The organism is Bradyrhizobium arachidis (genome assembly GCF_024758505.1).
In the GTDB taxonomy this organism is placed as follows: domain Bacteria; phylum Pseudomonadota; class Alphaproteobacteria; order Rhizobiales; family Xanthobacteraceae; genus Bradyrhizobium; species Bradyrhizobium manausense_C.
This window is the reverse complement of record NZ_CP077970.1, coordinates 2,052,178-2,077,147: the sequence shown is the minus strand read 5'-3', so window position 1 is coordinate 2,077,147 and position 24,970 is coordinate 2,052,178. Positions and strand designations below refer to the sequence as shown.

Annotated in this window: 27 protein-coding genes; 16 read left to right on the top strand and 11 right to left on the bottom strand. The window is 64.4% G+C overall.

Annotated features, from left to right (window positions below; all coding sequences use genetic code 11):
* Position 1: 1 nt before the first annotated feature.
* A complete protein-coding gene (locus KUF59_RS09230; RefSeq protein WP_212462415.1) occupies positions 2-928 on the bottom strand; it encodes a LysR family transcriptional regulator in 927 nt (308 codons plus the stop codon).
* Positions 929-999: 71 nt separating this feature from the next.
* On the opposite strand from KUF59_RS09230, the gene KUF59_RS09225 reads away from it, so the two are divergent.
* Together KUF59_RS09225 and KUF59_RS09220 are read left to right on the top strand one after the other, a co-directional pair.
* A complete protein-coding gene (locus tag KUF59_RS09225; protein ID WP_212462416.1) occupies positions 1,000-1,416 on the top strand; it encodes a cupin domain-containing protein in 417 nt (138 codons plus the stop codon).
* A 65-nt stretch (positions 1,417-1,481) separates the two neighbouring features.
* Entirely contained in the window at positions 1,482-1,886 is a 405-nt protein-coding gene (locus tag KUF59_RS09220; protein WP_212462417.1) for a DUF4864 domain-containing protein, read from the top strand.
* On the opposite strand, the gene KUF59_RS09215 is transcribed toward KUF59_RS09220, so the two are convergent.
* A complete protein-coding gene (locus KUF59_RS09215; RefSeq protein WP_309501002.1) occupies positions 1,883-3,073 on the bottom strand; it encodes an MFS transporter in 1,191 nt (396 codons plus the stop codon). The genes KUF59_RS09220 and KUF59_RS09215 overlap by 4 nt on opposite strands.
* A gap of 152 nt (positions 3,074-3,225) precedes the next feature.
* Here KUF59_RS09215 and KUF59_RS09210 point away from each other — a divergent pair, with 152 nt between their 5' ends.
* The 9 genes from KUF59_RS09210 (at position 3,226) to KUF59_RS09170 (ending at position 11,881) form a co-directional block, all read left to right on the top strand.
* Positions 3,226-3,741 carry a hypothetical protein gene (locus tag KUF59_RS09210; RefSeq protein ID WP_249141005.1) on the top strand — a complete coding sequence of 172 codons (516 nt, stop codon included), beginning with the start codon at positions 3,226-3,228 and terminating at the stop codon, positions 3,739-3,741.
* Positions 3,742-3,818: 77 nt separating this feature from the next.
* On the top strand, positions 3,819-4,103 hold the full coding sequence (locus KUF59_RS09205; RefSeq protein WP_212462419.1) for a hypothetical protein: 285 nt from the start codon (positions 3,819-3,821) through the stop codon (positions 4,101-4,103).
* A 9-nt stretch (positions 4,104-4,112) separates the two neighbouring features.
* Complete coding sequence (locus KUF59_RS09200; RefSeq protein ID WP_408918088.1) at positions 4,113-5,546, top strand: TolC family protein; 1,434 nt, start codon at positions 4,113-4,115, stop codon at positions 5,544-5,546.
* A gap of 12 nt (positions 5,547-5,558) precedes the next feature.
* On the top strand, positions 5,559-6,881 hold the full coding sequence (locus KUF59_RS09195; RefSeq protein ID WP_212462420.1) for a copper oxidase: 1,323 nt from the start codon (positions 5,559-5,561) through the stop codon (positions 6,879-6,881).
* Positions 6,882-6,914: 33 nt separating this feature from the next.
* Entirely contained in the window at positions 6,915-7,376 is a 462-nt protein-coding gene (locus KUF59_RS09190) for a cupredoxin domain-containing protein (RefSeq protein WP_212462421.1), read from the top strand.
* 11 nt (positions 7,377-7,387) lie between these two features.
* Complete coding sequence (locus KUF59_RS09185; protein ID WP_212462422.1) at positions 7,388-7,699, top strand: copper-binding protein; 312 nt, start codon at positions 7,388-7,390, stop codon at positions 7,697-7,699.
* Positions 7,700-8,060: 361 nt separating this feature from the next.
* Positions 8,061-10,196, top strand: a complete 2,136-nt coding sequence (flhA, locus tag KUF59_RS09180; protein WP_212462423.1) for a flagellar biosynthesis protein FlhA — start codon at positions 8,061-8,063, stop codon at positions 10,194-10,196.
* 292 nt (positions 10,197-10,488) lie between these two features.
* A complete protein-coding gene (locus KUF59_RS09175) occupies positions 10,489-10,689 on the top strand; it encodes a hypothetical protein (RefSeq protein WP_212462424.1) in 201 nt (66 codons plus the stop codon).
* A gap of 181 nt (positions 10,690-10,870) precedes the next feature.
* On the top strand, positions 10,871-11,881 hold the full coding sequence (locus KUF59_RS09170) for an ABC transporter substrate-binding protein (RefSeq protein ID WP_212462425.1): 1,011 nt from the start codon (positions 10,871-10,873) through the stop codon (positions 11,879-11,881).
* A 4-nt stretch (positions 11,882-11,885) separates the two neighbouring features.
* On the opposite strand, the gene KUF59_RS09165 is transcribed toward KUF59_RS09170, so the two are convergent.
* From KUF59_RS09165 to fliI, 7 genes are all read right to left on the bottom strand, one after another.
* Positions 11,886-13,124: an NAD(P)/FAD-dependent oxidoreductase gene (locus tag KUF59_RS09165; protein WP_212462426.1), complete on the bottom strand. Its 1,239-nt coding sequence runs from the start codon at positions 13,122-13,124 to the stop codon at positions 11,886-11,888.
* A gap of 57 nt (positions 13,125-13,181) precedes the next feature.
* Complete coding sequence (locus KUF59_RS09160) at positions 13,182-14,135, bottom strand: formylglycine-generating enzyme family protein (protein WP_212462427.1); 954 nt, start codon at positions 14,133-14,135, stop codon at positions 13,182-13,184.
* Positions 14,136-14,439: 304 nt separating this feature from the next.
* A complete protein-coding gene (locus tag KUF59_RS09155; RefSeq protein WP_249141006.1) occupies positions 14,440-15,405 on the bottom strand; it encodes a helix-turn-helix transcriptional regulator in 966 nt (321 codons plus the stop codon).
* 247 nt (positions 15,406-15,652) lie between these two features.
* Positions 15,653-16,564 carry an anti-sigma factor gene (locus tag KUF59_RS09150; protein ID WP_212462428.1) on the bottom strand — a complete coding sequence of 304 codons (912 nt, stop codon included), beginning with the start codon at positions 16,562-16,564 and terminating at the stop codon, positions 15,653-15,655.
* Positions 16,565-16,617: 53 nt separating this feature from the next.
* Entirely contained in the window at positions 16,618-17,163 is a 546-nt protein-coding gene (locus KUF59_RS09145; protein WP_212462429.1) for a sigma-70 family RNA polymerase sigma factor, read from the bottom strand.
* Between the two features lie 197 nt (positions 17,164-17,360).
* Complete coding sequence (gene fliJ / locus KUF59_RS09140) at positions 17,361-17,780, bottom strand: flagellar export protein FliJ (protein ID WP_212462430.1); 420 nt, start codon at positions 17,778-17,780, stop codon at positions 17,361-17,363.
* A gap of 121 nt (positions 17,781-17,901) precedes the next feature.
* On the bottom strand, positions 17,902-19,227 hold the full coding sequence (gene fliI / locus KUF59_RS09135) for a flagellar protein export ATPase FliI (RefSeq protein WP_212462431.1): 1,326 nt from the start codon (positions 19,225-19,227) through the stop codon (positions 17,902-17,904).
* 390 nt (positions 19,228-19,617) lie between these two features.
* Between fliI and ctrA the strand changes: the two genes are divergently transcribed.
* The 5 genes from ctrA (at position 19,618) to KUF59_RS09110 (ending at position 22,751) form a co-directional block, all read left to right on the top strand.
* Positions 19,618-20,319, top strand: a complete 702-nt coding sequence (ctrA, locus tag KUF59_RS09130; RefSeq protein WP_016848562.1) for a response regulator transcription factor CtrA — start codon at positions 19,618-19,620, stop codon at positions 20,317-20,319.
* Between the two features lie 158 nt (positions 20,320-20,477).
* Complete coding sequence (locus KUF59_RS09125) at positions 20,478-20,882, top strand: DUF350 domain-containing protein (protein WP_212462432.1); 405 nt, start codon at positions 20,478-20,480, stop codon at positions 20,880-20,882.
* Between the two features lies 1 nt (position 20,883).
* Positions 20,884-21,294, top strand: a complete 411-nt coding sequence (locus KUF59_RS09120; protein ID WP_212462433.1) for a hypothetical protein — start codon at positions 20,884-20,886, stop codon at positions 21,292-21,294.
* A gap of 68 nt (positions 21,295-21,362) precedes the next feature.
* Positions 21,363-21,587 (top strand): hypothetical protein, encoded by a 225-nt coding sequence (locus KUF59_RS09115; RefSeq protein WP_212462434.1) that lies wholly within the window; start codon positions 21,363-21,365, stop codon positions 21,585-21,587.
* A 3-nt stretch (positions 21,588-21,590) separates the two neighbouring features.
* Entirely contained in the window at positions 21,591-22,751 is a 1,161-nt protein-coding gene (locus KUF59_RS09110; protein WP_212462435.1) for a glutathionylspermidine synthase family protein, read from the top strand.
* Between the two features lie 161 nt (positions 22,752-22,912).
* Here KUF59_RS09110 and KUF59_RS09105 read toward each other — a convergent pair whose 3' ends face one another.
* Positions 22,913-23,785: a CheR family methyltransferase gene (locus tag KUF59_RS09105; protein ID WP_212462436.1), complete on the bottom strand. Its 873-nt coding sequence runs from the start codon at positions 23,783-23,785 to the stop codon at positions 22,913-22,915.
* Entirely contained in the window at positions 23,782-24,969 is a 1,188-nt protein-coding gene (locus KUF59_RS09100) for a protein-glutamate methylesterase/protein-glutamine glutaminase (protein ID WP_212462437.1), read from the bottom strand. Before KUF59_RS09100 ends, KUF59_RS09105 begins: the two co-directional genes overlap by 4 nt.
* Position 24,970: the final 1 nt, after the last annotated feature.

Below are 24,970 nucleotides of genomic sequence, written 5' to 3'. Positions count from 1 at the left end.
CTCAACCGGTGAGGATCGGCTTCAACGCCTCGCGCTGGAGCACGATGAAATCGAAGAACGCCGATATCCGCGGCACGCGCCGCAGATCCGGATGCGTCAGGATGCGCCAGCTCCGCGTCAATTCCGGGATTGGGCCGAGCACGCGCACGAGGTCGGCCTCGGCATCGCCGAGCGCAATCGGAAGCGGACCGATACCGACGCCGGACTTGATCGCTGAAACCAGGCCGAGCACGCTGTTAATGCGCGCCGCCATCTTTGCGTCCGGCGCGACCTCCTTCAGCCATTTGACGGCGCGGTGATTGCCAAGCGACTCATCCAGCCCGACCAGCAGATGCCGCGCGAGATCCTCGACGCGCTCCGGCGTGCCGTGCCGCTCCTGATAATCGCGGCTGGCGTAAACCGCCCAGATCGACTCGGCGAGCTTGCGACCGACCAGTTCGTCGTCGGTATCACCGGAGCGAAAGGCGACATCGACCTCGCCCTTCGACAGATCGAGATAGCGGTCGCTCATTACGAATTCGACGCGGAGCGAGGGATGCATGGCGTGAAAGTTGTCAATCAGGCCGGATTGAATCAGACGGGCGACGATCGGTTCGGGACAGGTGACGCGGATCGCGCCCTTCATATCCTGATCGACGTCGGTCGTCCGCCGCTGGAAGTCGTCGATGGTGACTTCGATCCGCTCCGCATAGGGCAGCATGATGTGACCGAATTCGGTGAGGCGATAGCCGCTCGGCTGGCGCGTCACCAGCGCGCGGCCGAGCTGTCGCTCCAGCTCTTCGAGCCTGCGATGCACGGTCGACTGGCTGAGGCCGAGCGCCTTGCCGGCGGCGATGGTGCTGCCATGCCGCGCGACCGCCAGGAAATATTTGAGGTCGTTCCAGTCGAACATCAGGGGATTATGCACTTTTGCGGCCGCCGCGCGCAATGTTGCGGCTCCCGGCCCCGAACGACGGCTCCTAGGCTGATGCGATCAGCGACTTGAAATGGAGACTTAAGATGCGCCCTCACCTCGCCCTCAGCGCCGCAATTTTTCTGGGATGGTCCGCCGGGGCAACCGCGCAGGATCATGGGGCGCACGGTCTCGCCAAGCCGAATCTGGTGCTCCAGCAAGTGGTTGAAGGCTTGCCAAGGGACGAGAAGCAGTCCGTGCGGGTCATGACCGCGTCGTTCAAGCCGGGCGACAAGACGGTCTATCACACCCACCGCTTCCCGGTGACCGTCTACGTGCTCGAAGGCGCCTTCACGCTGGAGCTCGCCGGTAGGCCGCCGCTCACGGTGAAAGCTGGCGAGGCGCTGGTGGAACCGCCTGGCGTAGCGATGACCGGTTACAACCGGACCGATCGAGAGACCAAGGTCGTGATCCTCTATGTCAGCACGGTCGATGCGCCGTTCCTTGATCTGCTGTCGCATTAGCGGTTTGCCTGGGCGTCCGCGTGGCGATAATCTTGCTTGGCCGGGACCACCAGCGAGGTTTTGCCATGCGTGCGCTCCTTGTCCTGATCTTTGTGTTGCTCGGCGGTGCATCCGCACTCGCGGCCGACGACATCGCAGCCGCGCAAGGCGTGATCCGCGCCCAGGAGCAGGCGTTCGGCCGCGACGACGCCGCGGCCGCCTATTCCCATGCCGCACCCGCGATCAAGCAGATCTTCCCGGCGGCCGACATCTTCCTCTCCATGGTGCAAAACTCCTACGCGCCGGTTTACCGTCACAGGAGCTTTGAGTTCGGCGACAGCAAGGTCGACGGCACCTGGATCGCCCAGCGCGTCAACATCGTCGACGACAAGGGTGAAGCCTGGGTCGCACTCTACACGCTCGAGCTCCAGGGCGACGGCAGCTACAAGATCACGGGCTGCTCGTTGTTGAAGGCGGGACAGTCGGTTTAGGGCGTCGCGAAGCCCCGGCCGGTCCGCACCGTATTCATTCGCGCCCGGATCAGAAGCATAACGACGATGGCGATGTTGATGGCGTTCCAGGCGACGCCGTTGGCGAAGGCCGCGGCATAGGAGCCGGTGGCATCAAAGATCACGCCCGAGATCCAGCCGCCAAAGGACATGCCGAACACCGAGGCGAAGATCACGATGCCGACCCGCGTCGCAGCCTGGCTTGCCGGCATCGCCTCGCGCACGATGATGGCGTAACTCGGCACGATGCCCCCCTGGAACAGGCCGAACATCGCGGAGATCAGGTAGAGCGAGGTGAGGCCGTCGAAGAACAGATAGAACACCAGCGCAAAGCACTGCGCGATCGACCCGATCAGCAGCGTGCGCATGCCGCCGACCTTGTCGGCGAGGAAGCCCGAGCCGATCCGGCTGACGATCCCGCAGCCCATCATCAGCGACAGCATTTCGGCGCCGCGCGCCACGCCGTAACCGAGATCGCCGCAATAGGCGACGATGTGAACCTGCGGCATCGACATCGCCACGCAGCACGAGATGCTCGAGATCGAGAGCAGCACGGTGAGCGTGTTGGTGGAGAGGTTGAGATCGACGCGCGGCGGCGGCGCATTGGCGTGATTGCGCACCTGATCGTCGCCCATCTGGGCACGCAGCAGCACCACCAGGATCGCCATCAGGCTCGCGCAGACGATGCCGATCCAAATATGGGTCATGCGCCAGCCGACGGTTTCCATGCCAAAATTCACGATCGGCGGCCACATCGCGCCCGCGACATAGTTGCCGCTCGCCACGATGGTGACGGCCAATCCGCGATAGCGCTCGAACCAGTGGGAGGCCTCCGCCATCAGCGGCGCGAACGTCGCCGACGTGCCGAGCCCGATCAAAAAATACACCGCCACGAACTGCCACAGCATGGTGGATAGCCCAGCCAGCACGTTGGCGACGCCGAGGAAAGCGATGCTGATCGCCATCGCCGGCACGATGCCGACGCGATCGGTGATCCGGCCGGTGATGACACCGCCAAGACCGAAGCCGAACATCATCATTGTGAAGGCCAGCGACACCGCCCCGCGCGTGGCGCCGAATTCGGCCTGCACCACGGGAATCACGACCACCACCGCCCACATGCCGACTGCACCGATCGAGCCGATCAGCAGTGCGATGACGAGCCGCACCCAGGCCTGACGCGAGTCAGGGGTGAAAGCAGATGGTCGTTGTCCGGGATGATTTGGTGCGTGCACGGTCGCGAACTTCTTCGCTGACAGCCTTGTGGTCAAGCATCATGACGCGATAATAGGCATGCGCGGTGCACTGCAGTAAGAATTGCTTGGCGAAATCTCGCTTTGCGATTACCTTGCAAGATGCGCGTGCACGATTGCCGTGCAATGAGCTGTTTGGGCGGATGTTTTCACGATTGACGCGATCGATGCGGATTCGGATGGGGTGGCTGGTTGCAGCCGCCTATCTGTTCTGCGTACTGGCGCCCGCTGCCGCGTTGGCGACGGGGAACGCCGCGCCATGCCTGAACGATGATACGCAGGTTGCGGCGGTGATTCACGAGCACCACGCCGATGCAACGCACATGCACGGCGATTCGGCACACGATCACGCGGGACTCCATGCGCATTACCATGCGAACGCACCGGAGGCGCCGGTTCCGCATCAGCACGACGGCAAGACCGCGCCCGGGCCCTGTTGCGCGATGATGTGCGCAACCGCACTTCCGGCCGATCTTCCGAGCATTGCCAAGCCGGTTCAGCCAGTGTCGGTCTGCACCCCCGAGGTCGCCTCGCTCGTGCACGACGCGACGCCTCCCCTCCTCTACCGCCCTCCCATCGCCTGACCTGACCTCATGACGTGCGGCGGTGCGCGCTTTTGCGCGCGCGTGCCCATGGTTTTCAGACAGATCAGGGACGATTCATGACCACGCTTTTCGAGGCGAGGCCCGCCGCCGTTCAATCGGCGCGCAGCCGGCACGTTGGATTCCATTGGCCGGTTCTGGCCACCATCGCGATCGCGTTGTCGGGCTGCATGCCCGCGACGACGGCGCCGCTCGCGCAGGCCGATCCCGCCGACCCAGCGGCGCCGGTTAAGCGCGTCGGCTACCGCTCGACGATCGCACCTTACAGCAGCCTGCGGCCTGCAACGCCCGCGCCCTGGCGCGAGCGCAATGACAGCGTCACGCCGCAAAAGCAGGACCGGTAGGAGCGCGCCATGAGCGACAAGATGGTCCACACGCTCACGCGATGCCTGCTCGTCCTCGCAGCGCTCGGTCTCTCCGGCTGCGCCGCGTTCTCGCCGGATGCCGGCATGACGGCGGTGTCCGAGCTGACCGCGCAGGCCATCAAGAAGGACGTCGCTTTCGTCCGTTCGGCTGAGGGCGCCGAAACCGTCAATGACAACGTTCGCCGCCTGCTAGCGCGAACGCTGAGCGCCGATGCCGCAGTTCAGATCGCGCTTCTCAACAACAAGGGCCTGCAGGCGGCTTATAACGAGCTCGCGCTGGCCGAAACCGATCTCGTCGCTGACAGCCTGCCGCCCAACCCGGTGTTCTCGGTCTCGCGGATCGCTGGCAATGGCGCGAGCGAGATCGAGCGGCAGGTCGTGGGCGACATCCTAGCGTTGGCGACGCTGCCGTTCCGCTCCGACATCGCGCGTGACCGTTTCCGGCAAGCGCAGTTGCGCGCGGCACTGGCGACGCTGCGGCTCGCCGCCGATGTACGGCGCAGCTACTTCCGTGCGGTCGGCGCCAACGAGATGGTGGTGCTGCTTACCGATGCGAAATCGACCGCCGAGTCGACGGCACAGCTTGCGGTCAAGCTCGGCGAGACCGGATCGATCAACAAGCTCGATCAGGCTCGCGAGCAGGTCTTCTATGCCGAGACCACCGCCGATCTCGCGACGGCGCGGCAGGCGGCGACGAGCGCGCGCGAGCGGCTTGCGCGTCTGATGGGGCTTTGGGACGGCGGGCTCGACTTCCGTCTTGCCAACCAATTGCCGGCGCTGCCGCGACGGCCGTTGTCACTGCCCTCGATCGAGGTCGACGCGGTCGCGCATCGCATCGATCTGCAGATCGCGCGGCTCGAGCTGACGGCGCTCGCAAAGGCGCAAAACCTGACCGAGGCGACACGCTTCGTGACCTTGCTCGATCTCGCCGGCATCGACCGCCGCACGAGGGATCCCGATAGCACGCCGTTCCGCGAACGCGGATTCGACGTCCAGTTCCAGATCCCGATCTTCGACGGCGGCGAGGTACGCGTCCGCCAGTCGGTCGAGACCTACAACCTCGCCTTCAACCGCCTGACCGAGCGTGCAGTCAATGTGCGCTCGGAGGCGCGGGATGCTTATCGGGTCTACCGATCGACCTGGGACATCGCGAGCCACTACCAGCGCGAGATCCTGCCCTTGCGCAAGATCATCACCGAGGAGATGCAGCTCCGCTTCTCCAGCATGCAGGTGGACATTTTTGCGCTGCTCACCGAAGCCCGGCAGCGTCTCGCCTCGCTGCGCGGCGCCATCGACGCCAAGCAAAAATTCTGGCTGGCGCAGTCCGAGCTTCAGACGGCCGTGAATGGCGGCGGCTCGCCTGCCGCAACAGCCGACAACGCCACAACCACCGCCGCGGCAGCCCCTGCCGGCGGCCACTGAACGGAGGCAGACATGTTTTCTCGCCGAGGATTTTTGGGAAGCGCGGCCTTTGCAGGTGCAAGCGCAATCAGCGGCCGCGCCCAGGCCGCATCCATTCCGGAAGCCGCACATATGGACAAGGTCACGATGCAGCCGCCGCTGCAGCCGGCGAGCGGGCCGGATTATCGCCCCGTGGTCACGCTCAACGGCTGGAGCCTGCCCTTCCGCATGAACGGCGACTGGAAGGAATTCCATCTCGTCGCCGAGCCCGTGGTGCGCGAATTCGCGGAAGGCATGAAGGTCAATCTCTGGGGCTACAACGGCCAGTCGCCTGGGCCGACCATTGAAGCCGTCGAAGGCGACAAGGTCCGCGTCTTCGTCACCAACAAACTGCCCGAATACACCACGGTGCATTGGCACGGCATGATCATTCCGAGCGGCATGGACGGCGTCGGCGGACTGACGCAGCCGCACATCCAGCCCGGAAAGACCTTCGTCTACGAGTTCGAGATGAAGAAGAGCGGGACCTTCATGTACCACCCGCATTCCGACGAGATGGTGCAGATGGCGATGGGCATGATGGGCATGGTCGTCGTGCACCCGCGCGACCCGGGTTTTCGCGCGGTCGATCGCGACTTTGTCTTCGTGATGAGCACCTATCGCGTCGATCCCGGCACTTATTTGCCGAAGGTCAATGAGATGACCGACTTCAACATGTGGGCCTGGAACGCGCGGGTGTTCCCCGGCATCGATCCCCTGCCGGTGCGGCTCGGCGACAAAGTGCGCGTGCGCATCGGCAATCTCAGCATGACCAACCATCCGATCCATCTGCACGGTCACGCCTTTGCAGTGACCTGCACTGATGGCGGCTGGATCCCGGAGAGCGCGCAATATCCGGAGACGACCACCGACGTGCCGGTCGGCGCAGTGCGCGTGTTCGACGTTCTCGCCGACAATCCCGGCGACTGGGCGTTCCACTGCCACAAATCGCATCACACCATGAACGCGATGGGCCACGACATGCGCAATCTCATCGGCGTGTCGCGCAAGGATCTCGCGAAGGCGGTCGGCAAGCTCGCGCCCGACGCGATGGTGATGGGCGAGAAGGGCATGGCGATGGGCACCATGGAGATGCCCGCGCCCGACAACACGCTGCCCATGATGACGGGCGACGGGCAGTTCGGTCCGATCGAGATGGGCGGCATGTTCACGGTGATGAAGATCCGCGAGGGGCTCGCGCGTGACGATTATCGCGATCCCGGCCCCTACCAATTCCCGAAGGGCACCGTTGCCTACGAGATCGATGCGCCCGCGGCGGAGCCGGCGAAGGCGCCGATGAAGAAGATGAAGATGTAACCCAGTGTTTCGATCCCCCAACCGGAGAAGAAGATGAAGACGTTCACCACCCTCACGCTCGCGCTGCGCGCGCTTGTGGTCCTCGCCACGCCCGCATGCGCGCACGAGAGTCACAACCATCAATCCTATTCGGCCGGCGAGCCCGGCGATCCCAAAAAGCCGGCGCGCACTGTCGAGATCGCGATGAGCGAGATGACTTACGAACCGTCGAAGATCGAGGTGAAACGCGGCGAGCAGATCCGCTTCATCGTGCGCAACGTCGGCAGGGAAGACCACGAATTCCTGCTTGCCACGACGAAGGAAAACTTGAAGCACGCCGAGGTGATGAAGAGGCACCCGCACATGGAGCACGACGAACCGAACGGCGTGCGGCTCGCGCCGAGCAAGAGCGCCGAGATCGTCTGGAAATTCACCAAGACCGGCACGTTCGAGTTTTCCTGCCTGATCCCCGACCATCGCGACTACGGCATGGTCGGCCGCGTCACCGTGAAATGAAGGAGAGACCCATGAACAACATGATTCGCATCGTCGCGGTGCTCGCGCTCACGTTCAACTTTTCCCTGGGCTTGACCGAAAGCGCCGTCGCCGCGCAGGACACGATCAGCGGCGAGGTCAAGAAGATCGACGAGAGCGCCGGCAAGCTCACGCTCAGGCACGGTCCCGCCAAGAGCCTCGGCATGGACGAGCCCATGACCATGGTCTACCGCGTCAAGGATCCCGCAATGCTCAAGCAGGTGAAGGTCGGCGACAAGGTCACGTTCGAGGCCGAGGAGGCGGCGTCGGGGTATACTGTGACGAGGATTCAGAAGGCGAAGTAGGCCGATCCTCTCGCTACGACCACCGTCATTCCGGGATGGTCCGAAGGACCAGACCCGGAATCTCGAGATTCCGGGTTCGATGCCCCGGGCCGCGCTCGCGCGGTCCCGTTGCATCGCCCCGGAATGACGTTGGGGTGCGGCCAAGTCGCCGATTCACCCCCTTCAAACACCCCCCGTTAACCCTTTGCTAACCATACACCGGGCAAAAATTGCCGGGTGAAGTCGAGTGTCGTCGGCCGCGTAGAACGGGAGAACCCCCGTGGACGCCAGTGCGGTGCCTCACTTTCGGAACGGCGGCCCATCGGCCGCCGCGCAGACGTTTGGCGCGCGTGGGCGGAATACGCGGGGGGAAGCAGCAACCATGGTCGACGTCACCGCGGGGGTCGGCCCCTCCAAACCCGGCATCCCCTCCCTCACCGAGATCGGCAACATCCTCAAGCGCGGCGACATCGCGCTGGCGCTCGGCATCCTCACCATCCTGGTGGTGCTGATCCTGCCGCTGCCCTCGATCGTGCTCGACCTGTTCCTGGCGATCTCGATCACGCTCTCGATCCTGATTCTGATGACCTCGCTGTTCATCCAGGCGCCGCTGGAATTCTCCGCCTTCCCGACCATCCTGCTCATCTCGACGATGCTCAGGCTGTCGCTCAACATGGCCTCCACCCGCCTGATCCTGTCGCACGGACACGAGGGCACGGCGGCCGCCGGTCACGTCATCGAAGCCTTCGGCAACTTCGTGATGGGCGGCAATTTCGTCATCGGCATCATCGTCTTTGCCATCCTGGTCATCGTCAACTTCGTCGTCATCACCAAGGGTTCGGGCCGCATCGCCGAAGTCGCCGCCCGCTTCCACCTCGATGCCATGCCCGGCAAGCAGATGGCGATCGACGCCGACCTGTCGGCCGGCCTGATCGACGAGAAGGTCGCCAAGGAGCGGCGCAAGGCGCTGGAGGACGAGAGCGGCTTCTTCGGCGCCATGGACGGTGCCTCGAAATTCGTCCGCGGCGACGCCATCGCCGGTCTCCTCATCGTCTTCATCAACATCGTCGGCGGCATGATCATCGGCGTGGCGCAACAGGGCCTCTCCTTCGCCGACGCGGGGCGCAGCTACACGCTGCTGACCGTCGGTGACGGCCTGGTCACCCAGGTGCCGGCCCTGATCGTCTCGACTGCCGCGGGCCTTCTGGTCTCCAAGGCCGGCGTCTCCGGCGCCGCCGACAAGGCGCTGATGAAGCAGTTCTCGGGTTATCCGCAGGCGCTCGCGATGTCGTCGGCAGTCATGCTTGTGCTGGCGGTGCTGCCGGGCATTCCGACCATCCCCTTCCTCGCGCTGGGTGCCGGCGCCGGCGCGCTGGCCTGGTCGGCCCGCAACCACAAGCAGGTCACCGCCAAGGCCGCCGAAATCGCCAGCGCGGCGCCGGCAGCCGGCATGCCCGGTGCACCGGGCGCTGCCGCCGCGGAAGAGCCGATCTCGGCCGCGCTCAAGATCGACGATCTCAAGATCGAGCTCGGCTATGCGCTCTTGCCGCTGGTCAACGGCCCCGACGGCACCGACCGCCTCACTGAGCAGATCAAGGCGCTGCGCCGCTCGCTCGCGATCGAGATGGGTTTTGTCATGCCGGCGGTGCGCATCCTCGACAACGTCCAGCTCGAGGCCAACACCTACATCATCAAGATCAAGGAGGTCGACGCCGGCACCGGCAAGATCTGGCCGAACCAGTTCATGGTCATGGACCCCGGCGGCAACCAGGTTCAGGTGCCCGGCATCCACACGACAGAGCCGACCTTCGGTCTGCCGGCGACCTGGGTTGATGCCAGCCTCAAGGAGGAGGCCTCGCTCAAGGGCTACACCGTGGTCGATGCCGCCACCGTGCTCTCGACCCACCTCACCGAGCTGCTCAAGACCAACATGTCGGACCTGCTGTCCTACGGCGAGGTGCAGAAGCTCCTCAAGGAGTTGCCGAAGGAGCAGGGCGAACTGGTCAAGGACATCGTCCCTGGGCAGGTGACGATCTCCGGCATCCAGCGCGTGCTGCAGCTGTTACTCGCCGAGCGCATCTCGATCCGCGACCTCTCGACCATTTTGGAAGGCATCGCCGACTCGCTCGCCTTCTCGCGCAACCCCGCGACCATGGTCGAGCATGTCCGCGCCCGCCTCGCCCGCCAGATCTGCGCGCAGAACACCTCCTACAACGGCTATTTGCCGCTGATCGCACTGTCGGCGAAGTGGGAGCAGGCGTTTGCCGAATCGATCATCGGCCAGGGCGAGGAGCGCAGCCTCGCGATGCAGCCCTCGAAGCTGTCGGAGTTCATGACCGGCGTGCGCGAGGCGTTCGAGCGCGCCGCCCGGGAGGGCGAGGCGCCGGTGCTGGTCACCTCTGCGGCAATTCGTCCCTTCGTACGCTCCCTGGTCGAGCGGTTCCGCGCCCAAACCACCGTGCTGTCGCAGGCTGAAATTCACCCCCGGGCACGTCTGAAAACCGTCGGAAGCATCTGATTTGTCTTAAAAAGCCGTGTGTTTTTTGGTCACAGGCAACTGCTTTTTGACTTTTTGGGGTCGGGCTGCCGAATTGCCCAGAGAAGCAGCATGATCGGCCTAATAGGTTGAACTAACTTAACAAATATTCAGAATCGCGATTTTCTGATCGCGAATTTTCAAGTTCTATCACGCCCTTGTGATCGCCTCTTGGGAACGAATCCGCCCAATACTAAGTTGTTGGGCACCGGAAGCATGAACCTGCCTGAACGGGCTGGCGACTACTTCGGGTAGATGGCGGCAGGAGGCTTCCATGAACCACTCGATCTACAGCGCGGATCGCTCGACCCATCTCAAGATCGTGGTCGTGGCGCTCATCGCTGGCATCGCAGTGGCGGGCCTCGGCTTCACGGCACGTACGGGTTCGGACGAAGGCCTGACCCAGACTGCCCGCGTCATCAAGGCCGGCAAGCCGGTCGCGATCACGAGTTCGGACGCGTCATTGGTACGCTAGGAGATCTCACGGAATTCACGAATTCACGCGGCTCTTTACCAGCCCCCCAAAGTTGCCACGTGGATATGTAGACGACCCCAACCCCAAGTCGACTACAGAAAGCGCCCGCCCCCCACGGGCGCTTTCTCATGTCTGGGGTCTCTCGCGCTTCAACCGTATTTGCTAGGCTCGTTCCGAAACGATGGGTGAACCGATGCGAAGGCGGGACTTTCTCATCTGGAGCGCCGGCGCACTTGGTGCATGGCCCGCGGTTGCGAAGGCCCAGCCGTCGAAGCGACAGCGCCGGATCGCAGTCGTCGCGCCCGGCCGCACCATCGAGGAACTGAAGACCAGCTCATATTACCTGACGCTGTACGATCAACTTGCCAAACACGGTTTCGTTGAGGGGCAGAATCTAGTCATCGAGCGCTATTCGGGCGCAGGGCAATTGGATGGGTATGCCGATATCGCCAGAACCGTCGTAAGCAGCAACCCGGACGCCATTTTCACCACCGCCAATCCGATGACGCTTGCGATGAAAGGCGCCACGCGAACCATCCCGATCGTAACCATCGTGGGCGATCCCCTGCTCACCGGCATCGCGGCCAGTCTGGCGCGCCCCGGTAGCAACGTGACAGGCATCACCATCGATGCGGGCATCGACCTCCATGGCAAGCGATTATCCCTGTTGCGCGAGACAAGGCCGGATGCGTCGCGGCTTGTGTATCTTGCATCCTCATCCGCCTGGAAGCAGCCTCAAGCTGCGGCGGTGCGAGAGGCGGCGCAGTTGTTGAAGCTCGCGCTGACTCATGTTGACCTTGGCAGCATCTTTAATGGCGCCGCCTATTCCCGAACTGTCGCTCAGATCGAAGCGGCAAGAGCCGAGCTTCTTTTGGTGTCGGATGAACCTGAACACCTCTCGAACAGCAAGGCCTTGATCGACGTCGCGGCCGGGACGCGGCTGCCCGCGATGTATCCGTTTCGCGATCTTGCGGTGGCAGGCGGCCTCATGGCCTATTACCGCGACCTGCACGATGCGCTCCGGCAGGCCGGAGATCAGATTGCGCAGATATTGGACGGCGAAAATCCGGCCGAGATGCCCTTCCGCCAGCCGACGAGCTTCAAGCTGTCGATCAACGCGAAGACGGCACAGGAAATCGGCGTCGTCGTGCCCCAAACGTTGCTGGCCAGCGCCGACGAGGTGATCGAATGAGGCGCTACGGCTTCCGCGGCGCCAGCCCCGCCCCATAGGTCGGCGGCGGAGCCTGCACGGTTGGCGCCGCAGCGGCGAATAAATCTTCCTTGCTGCCTGTGAGCGGCGGATAGATGCGCTTGTGGTTGATGGTCTGCTTGGTCGCTTTCGCAGCCTGCCCGCTGGTGCGAACCTCGCGGTCCCATCCTTCGGTGTAGAGCGCGCCCCAGGCGCCGAGATCGAGCACGGTGACGTACCAGTCGATCCGCAGCGGCAGCATCGGCAGGCCGAGGAGATCGGCCACCACGTTGTGGCCGGCGAAGCGACCCATCGGGCGCGCGAACTGGCAGGACATCACCGTCGGATGCAGGCCGTCGACCACGCTGGAAGCGACGTCGCCGGCGGCGAAGACGTGCGAGAGATCGGCGACCCGCATGAAGGGATCGACGAGGAGACGGCCGTAGCGATCGCGCTCGACCCGCAGGCCAGCCGCAAGCGGGCTCGCCCGCATGCCGGCACACCACACCACGGTCTGCGCAGGAATGAACTCGCCGGAGCTCAGGCTGACGCCTGCGGCTTCGATCGCCGTTACACGTTCGCCGAGGCGCGTCTCGACCTCGAGCGACGACAAAGCTTCCTTGATGACGGGACGCGCGTGGTCGCCGATGGTCGCCCCAACCACCGGGTTCGGATCGACCAGGATGATGCGGTGGCTGCCGGCGATGCCGGCGCGCCGCAGCTTGTCCGGCATCTCGGCCGCCACCTCGATACCAGTGAAGCCGGCGCCGACGACCACGACGTTGCTCTGCCCCGGCGCCGGCCCGTTGCGGCCGAGCGAGGCGAGATGATTGTCGAGCCGGAGCGCTGCCGCATAGGTGTCGACGTCGAAGGCGTGATCCGCGAAACCGGGAATATCGGGGCGCGGCACTTCACTGCCGAGCGCGAGCACGAGGCGTTCATAGGCCAGCACCTCCTGGCCACCTTCGCCGACGAGCGAGACCTGGCGCCTGGCCGGATCAATCGTCTCGACCTCGCCGATTCGATGGGTCACGCCGACCGGATCGAGCAGCCCACGGAGCGGGATTGCGACTTCGCTGAGATCGACTTCGTAATTGCGGACGCGGATGTTGTGATAGGGATTGCGGTCGACGACGAGAATTTCGACGTCGCGCCCCGCTGCGCCGACTTCATCGCGCTTGCGTGCAGCCCCGATCGCCGCCCACAGCCCCGCGAACCCCGCTCCGAGCACAACGATACGCGACATCCCTGTCCGTCCGGCTCATCGTTTGGGCGTGATCTTTTCGGAAAACCGGATCGCGCTCTACCGCCCCAATGTCCGCGCGACGCGCAAGCTCATATAGCTCATGCGGTTGGGGGAGCCAAACCAGATTCGCGCAGCCGAGCGGCGGGTCTGGAGCGCGCGGGTGGCCGCGCCGCCGCGCAGGACGTGGCCTGGGCAATCGGCGTCGATCCAGGCGGAGCCGTCCGCGGGAGCACCGACATAATTGTCATGCCAGCAATCCTCCACCCAGTCGTAGACGCCGCCATGAACCCCGAACAGGCCGAACGGGTTGGCACCCTGCGGCGTGGAGGCAAGGCTCATCGCGGCAACGATCCCGACATCGGCGATCAGATCGGCGCTTGCGGCGTCAGCCTGGCGCAGATCGGCCATGTCGCCCCACCAGAATGCGGTCATGGTGCCGGCGCGCGTGACATATTCACGCTCCGCCTCGCTCAACAGCCGGTACGGCCGGCCGGTGGTGCGCGACAGCCATTGCACATATTCGCTCGCCTCCTCCCACAGGATGCCGGCGACGGGATCGCCTTCGTGGCCCGCGACCAGCCCCGCCTCGTGGCTGCAGCCTCGCGCCGCGACGCAAGCCTTCCATTCATCCGTCCTCACCGGATGACGGCCGACGCCGAAACGCTGCACCGCCACCCGGTGCTGCGGCCGCTCGTCGTCCGCGCTGCCGATCTCGTCGGCATGTGCGCCCATCGTAAACGCGCCGTCGGGAACGACGATCATCTCCGGGCAGTGCGTGCATTCCCTGAAACGATCCTTCGGTCTCAGCGCCGCCTCCTCGCGGCGCGAGAGCGGCCTTGCAGACCGCAGCTCGAGCGCGGAAGCGCTGCCGTTTGCCAGCGCGACATTGGTTGGAGATGCGGTCGGAGTTGCAATTGGAGTTGGCTCTTGCATGGATTGCGCCGACGCGTGCGGCGCTGTCAGCATCAGAAATGCAAGCAGGGCAAACGGCCGGACAGGAATCCCGCCCATGACACCCTCCTGGTTACGGCAGCTGGCTACGGCAGCGTGACCGTCAATGATCTGGTCGAAAAACGAGCTTCGAAAAATTTCCGCGAGCAATTCGCAAAATCAATTCACCGCTGATAGCACCGCGGCTCTGGCAATCGCGCAGATGATACAGTGTGAATGTTTCAGGTCGTCTTCACAACGCGACAAAATGGTTTCGTCGCCGACGACTTTGCGCACGGTCCCGTGCACAAGGTAGCGCAACTGCGCGAAATTTTCGCGAGGCGCGTGCGCCGATCGCTTACTCGCGGCAGGATTGCGCTCGTGTCTACCTGACGTCGCGCAGGTCGGACGGCGTCGCGCTGAAGCGCTTGCGGAAAGCGCGGTTGAAATAAGACAGATCGGAGAAGCCCGCCGAGTGCGCGATGTCGCTGATCTTGCGCGCCCGCGCGCGCGGATCCTGCAACAGTTTTCGCGCCAGCAGCAGGCGTTGCTCGAGCACGAATTCGGTGAAGGTCGTGCCGGCCTGCTCGAACAGGCGCTGCGCCTGGCGTGGGCTCAGGCCGCAGCGCGAGGCGACACCGGCGAGACTGAGATCGTTGCGGTCGAGCGCGGCCATCACGTCGGCGCGCATCAGATCGAGACGCGCGGCGGCCTGGCCGCGCCCGCGTGCGAGCGCGGCATGCTCTTCATCGGTGCCGAGCAGGAGCCCGACGAGATCGACCATGTGCTGTGCGGTGAGGCGCTGGCCGACCGCATCGAGATATGGGCCTTGATTGGCGGCGAGCGCATGGTATCGCGCAATCGTCTCGGCAACGGCACCGTCGGAGAGCACCTGCGCAAGGCGGTCTTCGACGCGCGGATTGATCTCGAGCAGCGCCTTGCGCGGCATGCGGATGCTGGTGAAGCGGTCGTCATCGGTGTGACCGACGCTGCCTGCAACGCTCATGTCGGCAAGCACCAACTGCGACGGCGCGAGCTCGATCGCATGCCCGTTCTGCTGTACCTGGACATTGCCCGCCTGCGCGGCAATCAGCACGAGATCATCGCAACCATCGGACAGCGCATCGCGGGTGCGCGAGAATTTTGCTGAGGCGCCTTCCGGAATCGCGAGCGTGATGTTGCCGACGAGGCTGATCTGGAGCCGGCTTTCGATCGTGTCGCCGCGGCTCGGCACAACGTCCAATCCGCAACGGCCGCAGGCCCGGTCGCGCCATTCGTCGAAGGCCTGCCCGCGCGGCAGGCCCGTATACTGGTAGTGGAAAATGCGCGGTGTTCGCGTGGCATCCAGCATGATCTCTCGCCCCTTCATTGCGCGAATTTGACGCAACGAAACGCGAAGAGGTTCAAATGACGGAGATTGTCACGGGCGACGGAAAATATGGACTGGGACGACAGGGCGCCCTATGTCGTCCCGGCGAAAGCCGGGACCCACAACCACAAGGTTCGGTTATGCGGGCGGTACTAGCCCTGAGGCATGTCGATAGATCACGCGGTATGGGTCCCGGCCTTTCGCCGGGACGAGGGTGAAATGCGTGAAACTACTTTTTCGCCGGTGCCTGCGGCTGGGACGGCGGGACGGTCTCGATCAGCTTGCCGGAAAACACCGGCGCGGAGGTCGGCTGGCCGCTGGGCGAGCCGCCGGCGGGCTCGACGGTGACGGCAAAGGTCGCGGCGTTGATCACGTCGGAATCGTAGGACGACAGCACCGGCCGTGCGGTGAAATCGGCAGCCCCGATCACGCCGAGCGAGCGCGGGCGCGGCAGCTTGTCGGAGATCAGCCAGAGCTCGTAGCTCTTGCCCGCCTCCGGCGTCGCGCCGACCTTGCGCACGGTAAAGTTCTTGCTCGCACCGTCGATGGTGAGAATGAAGGCGGGGCCGCCGCTCTGGCCCTGCAGCAGCGCGACATATTGCGAAGCAGATGCGAGCGGTGCGGCCGGCGTCTTCACCTCCACCGTCTGGATGCGCGGCGCGGGGCGGATCGCGCCCGGCAGCGCGTCGGGCTGATAGACCTGGAGTGCGAGCATCACCAGGAGCGCCGCCGCCAGTGCGCCGACGGCCGAGGCGATATTGCGCCAGCGCTTCACGCGGCCTTCGAGATAGACGACGTTGGTATCGTCGACGATCGGGACCTGGCGGATCGCGTCCAGCTCGACCGGCTGGACCTGTTCGACCGGCGGTGGAGGCGGTGGCGCTTCCGGCAGCACCAGCGGCTCCTGAGGTGCCGCAGCCTGTCCGATCGCGGTCTTGATATTCTCCCACACGATCGGCCTCGGCTCGACCGAGCCCACCATCTGGTTGAGCACGCCGAGCCGGAATTCCCATGCGTGCACGATCGCGGTGAACTCCTTGTCCACCGCCATCATGGTCTCGACCTGCGCGCGCTCGTCGGCATCCAGCGTGCCGAGCGCATATTCTGCAGCGAGCGCGATATGGTCTTCAGTGTAGGCCATCAATGCCAGTCCAGATCACTCACAATCCAAGTTCTCCTAAAGCCCAGGTTCTCCTAAAGCCCAAGGCACTCCCGGATATCCATCATGCTGCGCCGGAGCCAGGTCTTCACCGTGTTGACCGGCGCGGCAAATTTCTCGGCCAGTTGCTCGCGGCTCCAGCCGTTGTAATAGGCGAGAAGCACGAGCTTCTGCCGGTCCGGCTCGAGCCGGCCGACGCATTCCAGGAGCCGCTTCAGTTCCTCCGTCATCTCCCGGCGCGCCAACGGATCGGGGCTGTCGGCGGCAACTTCCATCGCGGAGGGTTCATCCTCGATGGACGACTCTGTCTTCTTGCGGACCAGATCGATCGCACGGTTGCGGGCAATCGACGCCATCCACGTGATCGGCGACGACAGAGCCGGATTGAACTGGCCGGCGCTGTTCCAGATCTTGACGTAAGTCTCCTGGACGACCTCCTCTGCGAGATCCTGTCGACGCAAGATACGGAGCACGACGCCGTAGAGTTTCGCGCGCGTGGCGCCGTAGAGGCGCTCGAAAGCCGCCTCGTCGCCCTTCGCAACCGCCGCGATCAGCCAGACCAGCTCTGCTGGCGTCAGCATTCAGTCCCCCAAGCCGCACCTGAAGTCGCACCTGCCCCGCGTTTCCCGCGGGGCCCTCCGTCACTTGCTACCATAGCGCGCGCCAAAGCCCGCCACCAAGGGGGCGGACGGCCACACTGTGGACATCAAATGCAAAAACCCGGACCTCTGGGGTCCGGGCTTTGCAATTCGCGGAGCTTAGTGGGCTTGCGGCGCTCTTAAGCGATGGCGCCCATGCGGGCGCGCATCAGGCCGATGCTGTCGAGATCGGCCTGTTCGCGGGCGTTCTCTTCGGCGCGCTCGCGGGCCTGGTCGCGCTCGTCCAGGAGCTCGACCTTCTTCAATTCCTCAAAGGCCTCGCCGAGCGCGGCCTTGGCCTCCTCGAGCTGACCCCTGAGCTCGTCGGCCGAGCGGGTCAGGTTCTCGCGGCGCTGGATCGCGGCCTTGGCATAGGTCGGGTAGGCGAAATGCGAGGGATCGTTGATCCCGGCGCGCTCCTGCTCGGTCAGGATTTCGCGCTCGAGATCGGTCGACATGCGCTGGAAATCAGCGATCATGCTTTCGATCTGGGCGACCCTGCGGCGCTTCTCGTCGACCTGAAATTTCTTCAGGCGGATGAGCGTTTCACGTGACTTCATCGACTCGTACTCCCCAGAAGTCCCCTAGCTGCACGTGGGACAACACCGGACCCCCATAGATCCCCGATTTGGGGCCCGACCGGCTTTGCTACTCTGTGGGGCGGATGATGGCCTGACAAAGTTAGCGTTCCGTTTCCAAATTGCTGAGGATTTGCGCCAATTGGCGGTATCCGTCGGCAAGCGAGGCACTTTCGTCCTTGCGCTGCCGCAGGAAGGCCTCCAGCGGCTCGTGCAGCCGGATCGCCTCATCGACCTCGGGGCTGGAGCCTGCCCGGTAGGCCCCGAGCCGGATCAACTCCTCCATGTCGGCATAGGTCGCCATCACCTGCCGGGCCTTCTGGATGGTCGGCCAGAACTGGGGATCGGCCGATTTCGGCATGGTGCGGGAGACGGATTTCAGGATGTTGATGGCCGGGTAACGGCCGCGCTCGGCGATCGAGCGCTGCATCACGATGTGGCCGTCGAGGATGCCGCGCACGGCGTCGGCGATCGGCTCGTTATGGTCGTCGCCATCGACCAGCACAGTGAAGATCGCGGTGATGGCGCCGACGCTTAAGCCGGGACCTGCGCGCTCCAACAGCTTCGGCAGCTCGGTGAAGACGGTCGGCGTATAGCCCTTGGCGGTCGGCGGCTCGCCGGCCGACAGGCCGATCTCGCGCTGGGCCATGGCGAACCGCGTCACCGAGTCCATCAGGCACAGCACGTCCTGATCCTCGTCGCGGAAATATTCGGCGACCGCGAGCGTGAGATAGGCGGCCTGACGGCGCATCAGCGCCGGCTCGTCCGAGGTCGCGACGACGACGACGGACCGCGCGAGGCCTTCCTCGCCGAGATCGTCCTGCAAGAATTCCTGCACCTCGCGGCCGCGTTCGCCGATCAGCCCGATGACGCTGACCGCGGCATCGACGTTGCGCGCGAGCATCGAGAGCAGCACGGACTTGCCGACGCCGGAGCCTGCGAAGATGCCCATGCGCTGGCCGCGGCAGCAGGTCAGGAACGTGTTCATCGCGCGCACGCCGAGATCGAGCGGCGCACCCACGCGCATCCGCGAATGCGCCGGCGGCGGCGCGTTGCGGAACGGCATCGGAGACGGGCCCTGCGGCAACGGCCCCTTGCCGTCGATCGGCTCGCCCAGCGCGTTGACGACACGGCCGAGCCAGGCCGCGCTGGGCCGCACCTGATTGGCGGCATTCGCGATCACCGCCTTGCAGCCGCGCCGCACGCCTTCGAGTCCGGCGAACGGCATCACGACAGCGTTGTTGCCGGAAAAGCCGATCACCTCGCAGGGAATCGAACGGCTGGCACCGGTCTCGATGACGAGCCGCGCACCAACCGACATCGCATGAATGGGGCCCGCGACCTCGACCATCAGGCCGCGCACGCCGACCACGCGACCGTATATATTGACGCCGTCGATATCGCCGATCTGCTCGGCCAGAGCCTTCATAGAGTTGCCTTCAAGGGAGCGTTCATGGCGAAACCCTTAAATTTCGCCATATTTCTGAACGGCGCTTAACTCCGTGTTTACCCGCATCATTAATCATTGCGTCACTGTCTTTGTGACTGAGCTTCTGCCCTTCAGAAGAAGGGGAGTCGCAAGAGTCGGTTAGGCCCGTCTCTTAAAGTGGAACTTGAACGGGATTGGGTGACAAAAGCTGCTTCTTGCGCAACATCTTAGGGCGATTCGACAAAAATTGCACCGCGGGTACTTGCGTTCCGGAATCAGACTTTGTTAACCATGTCCAGTCAGGATCCGAATCAGTTGTTCAAAGGCGTTTGTTGAGTGCCGCGAATGCGGCCGACCTGACGCCCGGAGCGGCGACTATGGGGAACTGGCATGCGCGTTTTGCTGATTGAAGATGACAGCGCCGTCGCGCAGTCGATCGAGCTGATGTTGAAGTCTGAGAGCTTCAACGTTTACACGACCGACCTGGGGGAAGAGGGCGTCGATCTCGGTAAACTATACGATTACGACATTATCCTTCTCGACCTCAACCTGCCCGACATGTCCGGCTACGACGTGCTCAAGCAGCTTCGGGTCTCCAAGATCAAGACACCGATTTTGATCCTCTCCGGCCTCGCCGGCATCGAGGACAAGGTCAAGGGTCTCGGCGTCGGCGCCGACGACTACATGACCAAGCCCTTCCACAAGGACGAGCTGGTGGCCCGCATCCACGCGATCGTGCGCCGCTCCAAGGGCCACGCCCAGTCGGTCATCCAGACCGGCGACCTCGTCGTCAACCTCGACACCAAGACGGTGGAAGTCGGCGGCCAGCGCGTGCATCTGACCGGCAAGGAATATCAGATGCTGGAGCTGCTTTCGCTCCGCAAGGGCACGACCCTCACCAAGGAAATGTTCCTCAACCATCTCTATGGCGGCATGGACGAGCCCGAGTTGAAGATCATCGACGTCTTCATCTGCAAGCTGCGCAAGAAGCTCGCGAACGCCTCCGAAGGCCGCAACTTCATCGAGACCGTCTGGGGCCGCGGCTACGTGCTGCGCGAGCCGCACGAGGCCGACGAGCGCATCCCGGCCTAAGGCTTCCTTCTGCCGCGAGCCTCACGAGGCTCGCTCCTCCCGACTGGACCCCGCCGCAAATGGCGGGGTTTTCGTTTTTGGGAGGCTTGTTCGAAGCCTTAAGGGTTGAACCGCTATCCTCTACCGGCCGACCAATGGTCGCCGGCAATGGGGGAACGATGATTCTGCAATCGCTCGCGGGGCTGCCCGCCTTTCTGGTCTATTTCTGCACCGGGCTGGTCGCGATCGTGGCGTATCTGTTCGTCTACACCCGCATCACGCCGCACAACGAGTTTCAGCTGATCCGCGACAACGACCCGGCCGCGGCCATCGCGCTCGGCCTCAGCCTGCTCGGCTTCGTGGCCCCGCTGGTCAGCGCCATCGCGCATGCGGCCAATGTGCTGGACTGCCTGATCTGGGCGTTCATCGCCCTGGTCGTCCAGGTCATCGTGTTCTATCTGGTGCGCGTTCCGGTGCCGAACCTGTCTGAACGGATCGCGGCCGGCGAGCTTGCGCCCGCGATCTGGCTCGGACTTTCCTCGCTCGCCGCAGGCCTCCTGAACGCCGCCTGCATGATCTACTGACATGGCCGAGAAGCCCCCCAACAAGAATTTTGGCAAGCGGCGGCCGCGGCTGCCCGCGCCCCTGCCGTTGCCGCTGCCGCCGAAAGAGCCGACCAAGCGCTCCGGCCATGTTGCGCTGCTGGTGATGGGCACGATCGCCGTCGGCACCACGGCCTTCATGCTGATGCCGAACCAGAACTGCGAGCCATCCTCGCCCGGGATGGCCGCGCCGGCGCAATCCTCGACCACCTGCTCCAGCCGTAGCTCGTCCAGCGGCGGCGGCTCCTCGCACTGGTCATCGCGCTCGAGCTACTACAGCAGTGACTCATCGAGCCATTCCTCGTCCGGTTCATCCGACAGCGGCTCGGGCGGCGTGACGCGGGGCGGCTTCGGCTCCTTCGCGCATGGCTTCGGCTTCTCCGGCGGCGGCTGAGGCGCGAAGCCGTGAATTCACCGCGCATGGTCAGTCTGCTTAAGTAAGACCGAGGAGGAGGCCGCCGCATGAAACGCTCACGTAGGGTCTTGCTCACCATGATGGGTAGTGCCGCGGTCAGCGCGGTCTCGATGGGATTCGTCAAGCGCGAGCCCGTTTGCGGACCCGGGCTCACGGCCGTTCCCGGCATTGACGGTAGGCCCTATTGTCGTCCGACCTATGGTGGTTTTGGCGGCACGCTGCATCGCGTGCACGGACACGGACATGGTGGCCACGGTCACGGTGGCGGCTAGCGCATGCGGCGCATCACCTGCCCCGAGCGGAACGACTGGCGGGCCACCGCCGAACAATGCGGCTTCGATTTCCACACCATCGACGGCGAGCGCTATTGGGACGAGAGGGCCTATTACGCCTTCACGCTCAACGAAATCGAGCACGGCATCGAGACGCCAACCGGCGAGATCGATGCGATGTGCCTCGAGCTCGCCGGCCGCATCGTCAAGGACGAGCACCATCTGCGCCGCCTGAAGATCCCCGACGCGTTCTGGGATCTGATTGCCGAGAGCTGGGAGCGCGACGACCGCAGCCTCTACGGCCGTCTCGACCTGAAATTCGACGGCAACGGTCCCGCAAAGCTGCTCGAGTACAATGCCGATACACCGACATCGATCTTCGAAGCCGCGGTCTTTCAATGGACCTGGCTCGAGCAGGCGATCGAGCGCCGCATCATCCCGGTGCGCGCCGATCAGTTCAACTCGATCCACGAGCGGTTGATCGAGGCCTGGAAGGATATTGCCGGCGGCGAGCATCTGCACCTCACCGGCACGACCGGCAATGACGAGGATGCCGGCACCCTCGCCTATCTCGAGGACACCGCGCGGCAGGCGGGGCTATCGACGACGCTGCTCGACATCGAGGACATCGGCTGGCGCGAGGATGGCGGAGGCTTCGTCGACCTCGACGATCGCGACATCGCGCGCGTCTTCAAGCTCTATCCGTGGGAGTGGATGTTCCACGACGCCTTTGGCTCCAAGCTCCGCGCGGCATCGACGCGCTGGATCGAGCCAGCGTGGAAGGCCGTGCTCTCCAACAAGGGCATTCTGCCGCTGCTCTGGGAGGCCTTCCCGAACCATCCCAATCTGCTGCCGGCATTCTTCGAGGACGATCCGCGTGCCGCCGAGCTCGGCAGCTCCTATGTCCGCAAGCCGCTGCTGTCACGCGAGGGCGCCAATGTGACGCTGGTCTCGGGCGGCCACTCGCTCGATGAGCAGGCCGGCCCCTACGGCGCCGAAGGTTTCGTGCGCCAGGCGCTGTCGCCGCTGCCGAACTTCTCCGGCAACTATGCCGTGGTGGGGAGCTGGCTCGTGAATCATGAGGCTTGCGGGCTGTCGATCCGCGAGGACGAGAGTCCGATCACCGGTAACGGCTCGCGGTTTTTACCGCATGCGATTTTGTGACCTAGTCATTCCGGGGCGCTCGCAAGGCGGGCGAGCCCGGAATCCATAACCCCAGGCAGATGGAATGGCCCGGCTGCGTCAGCCTGCCCGCATCAACGGCCTGTGGGTATAGATTCCGGGCTCGGCGCTGACGCGCCGCCCCGGAATGACGGAGGGAGAGCCTAGCGCGCCGCGGCGATCTTCATGCCCGAGAACAGCGGCGCGCCGGTGGGGCGTACGCCGCGGACCGGGTTGATCTGGTAGAGGCCGCGGCGGTCGGCGACGGGGCGGAAGGCGTCGGTGATGCCGACGACGGATTCGGCAGCACCAAGCAGCAGCGTGCCATCCGCTTCCATACACTTGGCCAGACGCTCGAAGATTACGCCCTTGGTGTCCTGGTCGAAATAGATCAGCACATTGCGGCAGAAGATCACGTCGAACGTGCCCAGATGAGAGAAGTCCTGAAGCAGGTTGAGCTGCCGGAACTGCACCATCGAGCGGACGTCCGCATTGAGCTGCCAGATGTCGCCGGACTGCGTAAAATATTTCACCAGCAACTGGATCGGCAGGCCGCGCTGCACTTCGAACTGGCTGTAGACGCCGGCCTTGGATTTCTCCAGCACCTCCTGCGAAAGATCCGTGGCGACGATCTCGATGCGCCAGCCGGCGAGAGACGCGGCCTTCTCCTTCAGGCACATCGCGATCGAATAGGGCTCCTGCCCCGTCGACGACGCCGCCGACCAGATGCGCAGCGACTTGCGCGCGGCGCGCGCCTGGATCAGTCCAGGCAGAATCGTATCACGCAGATGGTCGAACGGGACCTTGTCGCGGAAGAAAAAGGTCTCGTTGGTGGTCATCGCCTCGACCACGTCGGTTGTGAGCTTGCCGTTGCCGCCCTTGATCTTCTGCACGAGGTCGGGGATGCCACCGAGACCCTCCTTGCGGGCGAGCGGCAGCAAGCGGCTCTCGACCAGATATTGCTTGTCGGCGGAGAGATCGAGACCGGAACGCTCTTTCAGGAACTTACGCAGATACTCATAGTCCAACGGCGTCACGAACGATCTCCAGCAAACAGGCGATTGACTTTGGATCCGATCTGATTGAGCGGCAGGATCGCGGCACAGATGCCGGCATTGGCAGCCGCGCCCGGCATGCCCCACACGACGCTGGTGGCTTCGTCCTGCGCGATGACGCTACCGCCGGCGGCGACAATGTCCTTGCCGCCGCGCATGCCGTCCGAGCCCATGCCGGTCAGGATCACGGCCAAGATGCCGCCATGCCAGATGTCGATGGCCGAGGTGAAGAGCGGGTCGACCGCGGGCTTGCAGAAATTGACGGCCGGACCGTCGTCGAGCGCGATCGCGATGTCGGCGCCGGAGCGCACCACGCGCATGTGCTTGCCGCCCGGCGCGAGATAGATATGGCCGGGCTTCACGGTCTCGCCGTCGATGCCTTCATGCGCGGGACGGCGGCTCGAGCGCGCCAGATGCTCGGCGAGAATCGTGGTGAAGGTCGGCGGCATGTGCTGGGTGATCAGCACCGGGAAGCGGTCGATCACCGGACCAAGCTCGGTCACCAGCGTCATCAGCGCCTGCGGACCGCCGGTCGAGGAGCCGATCAGGAGCACCTTCGGCGCCTGCGCCGAGAAGGAGCGCTTGACCAGTGACAGCGCGGAGGCGGCCGGTGCGACCGGCGCCGGCGATGCGGGACGCGCGGCCGGCTCGCGCGCAACCGGCGGCGGGCTCGCAGGAGCCAGCGGCGGGCTGGATACCGCCGGCTTCCTGCGGAGCCGCGCGCCGAGATGGCGGATCTTCTGGATCAGGTCGTGGTGGAAGATATCGGCGGCGGATGCCTCGCGCGTCGACTCCGGCTTCGGAATGTAGTCGGCGGCACCGAGCGAGAGCGCCTTGAAGCTGATCTCCGCGTTGCGGCGGGTCAGCGTGGAAGCCATGATGATGACGAGGTCGCGCTTCTTGGCGAGCAATTGCGGCAGCGCCGACAGACCGTCCAGCTCGGGCATTTCGATGTCGAGTACGGCGACGTCTGGGTTGATGCGTTCGAGCTGGTTGACCGCCTCAAGCCCGGTGCGCAAGGAAGCCGCGACCTCCATGTCGTGCTCGGCGCCGATCCAGCGCGAGATCAGACCGCGGATGACGACACTGTCGTCGACGATCATGACACGCAGCGGCCCTTCACGCGACGGGCTCACCGACGAACTCCCTGCAAACGCAACACTCATT

What these genes read in the sequence shown, in the direction of transcription:
- KUF59_RS09220 (WP_212462417.1), top strand. Translation starts at nt 1,482, where the DNA reads ATGCGTGCGCTCCTTGTCCTGATCTTTGTGTTGCTCGGCGGTGCATCC.
- ctrA (WP_016848562.1), top strand. Translation starts at nt 19,618, where the DNA reads ATGCGCGTTTTGCTGATTGAAGATGACAGCGCCGTCGCGCAGTCGATC.
- KUF59_RS09150 (WP_212462428.1), bottom strand. Translation starts at nt 16,564, where the DNA reads ATGGCCTACACTGAAGACCATATCGCGCTCGCTGCAGAATATGCGCTC.
- KUF59_RS09100 (WP_212462437.1), bottom strand. Translation starts at nt 24,969, where the DNA reads ATGAGTGTTGCGTTTGCAGGGAGTTCGTCGGTGAGCCCGTCGCGTGAA.
- KUF59_RS09170 (WP_212462425.1), top strand. Translation starts at nt 10,871, where the DNA reads ATGGGTGAACCGATGCGAAGGCGGGACTTTCTCATCTGGAGCGCCGGC.
- KUF59_RS09200 (WP_408918088.1), top strand. Translation starts at nt 4,113, where the DNA reads ATGAGCGACAAGATGGTCCACACGCTCACGCGATGCCTGCTCGTCCTC.
- KUF59_RS09205 (WP_212462419.1), top strand. Translation starts at nt 3,819, where the DNA reads ATGACCACGCTTTTCGAGGCGAGGCCCGCCGCCGTTCAATCGGCGCGC.
- KUF59_RS09155 (WP_249141006.1), bottom strand. Translation starts at nt 15,405, where the DNA reads ATGCTGGATGCCACGCGAACACCGCGCATTTTCCACTACCAGTATACG.
- KUF59_RS09145 (WP_212462429.1), bottom strand. Translation starts at nt 17,163, where the DNA reads ATGCTGACGCCAGCAGAGCTGGTCTGGCTGATCGCGGCGGTTGCGAAG.
- KUF59_RS09125 (WP_212462432.1), top strand. Translation starts at nt 20,478, where the DNA reads ATGATTCTGCAATCGCTCGCGGGGCTGCCCGCCTTTCTGGTCTATTTC.
- KUF59_RS09160 (WP_212462427.1), bottom strand. Translation starts at nt 14,135, where the DNA reads ATGGGCGGGATTCCTGTCCGGCCGTTTGCCCTGCTTGCATTTCTGATG.
- KUF59_RS09115 (WP_212462434.1), top strand. Translation starts at nt 21,363, where the DNA reads ATGAAACGCTCACGTAGGGTCTTGCTCACCATGATGGGTAGTGCCGCG.
- KUF59_RS09195 (WP_212462420.1), top strand. Translation starts at nt 5,559, where the DNA reads ATGTTTTCTCGCCGAGGATTTTTGGGAAGCGCGGCCTTTGCAGGTGCA.
- KUF59_RS09225 (WP_212462416.1), top strand. Translation starts at nt 1,000, where the DNA reads ATGCGCCCTCACCTCGCCCTCAGCGCCGCAATTTTTCTGGGATGGTCC.
- flhA (WP_212462423.1), top strand. Translation starts at nt 8,061, where the DNA reads ATGGTCGACGTCACCGCGGGGGTCGGCCCCTCCAAACCCGGCATCCCC.
- fliJ (WP_212462430.1), bottom strand. Translation starts at nt 17,780, where the DNA reads ATGAAGTCACGTGAAACGCTCATCCGCCTGAAGAAATTTCAGGTCGAC.
- KUF59_RS09175 (WP_212462424.1), top strand. Translation starts at nt 10,489, where the DNA reads ATGAACCACTCGATCTACAGCGCGGATCGCTCGACCCATCTCAAGATC.
- KUF59_RS09165 (WP_212462426.1), bottom strand. Translation starts at nt 13,124, where the DNA reads ATGTCGCGTATCGTTGTGCTCGGAGCGGGGTTCGCGGGGCTGTGGGCG.
- KUF59_RS09185 (WP_212462422.1), top strand. Translation starts at nt 7,388, where the DNA reads ATGAACAACATGATTCGCATCGTCGCGGTGCTCGCGCTCACGTTCAAC.
- fliI (WP_212462431.1), bottom strand. Translation starts at nt 19,227, where the DNA reads ATGAAGGCTCTGGCCGAGCAGATCGGCGATATCGACGGCGTCAATATA.
- KUF59_RS09190 (WP_212462421.1), top strand. Translation starts at nt 6,915, where the DNA reads ATGAAGACGTTCACCACCCTCACGCTCGCGCTGCGCGCGCTTGTGGTC.
- KUF59_RS09120 (WP_212462433.1), top strand. Translation starts at nt 20,884, where the DNA reads ATGGCCGAGAAGCCCCCCAACAAGAATTTTGGCAAGCGGCGGCCGCGG.
- KUF59_RS09110 (WP_212462435.1), top strand. Translation starts at nt 21,591, where the DNA reads ATGCGGCGCATCACCTGCCCCGAGCGGAACGACTGGCGGGCCACCGCC.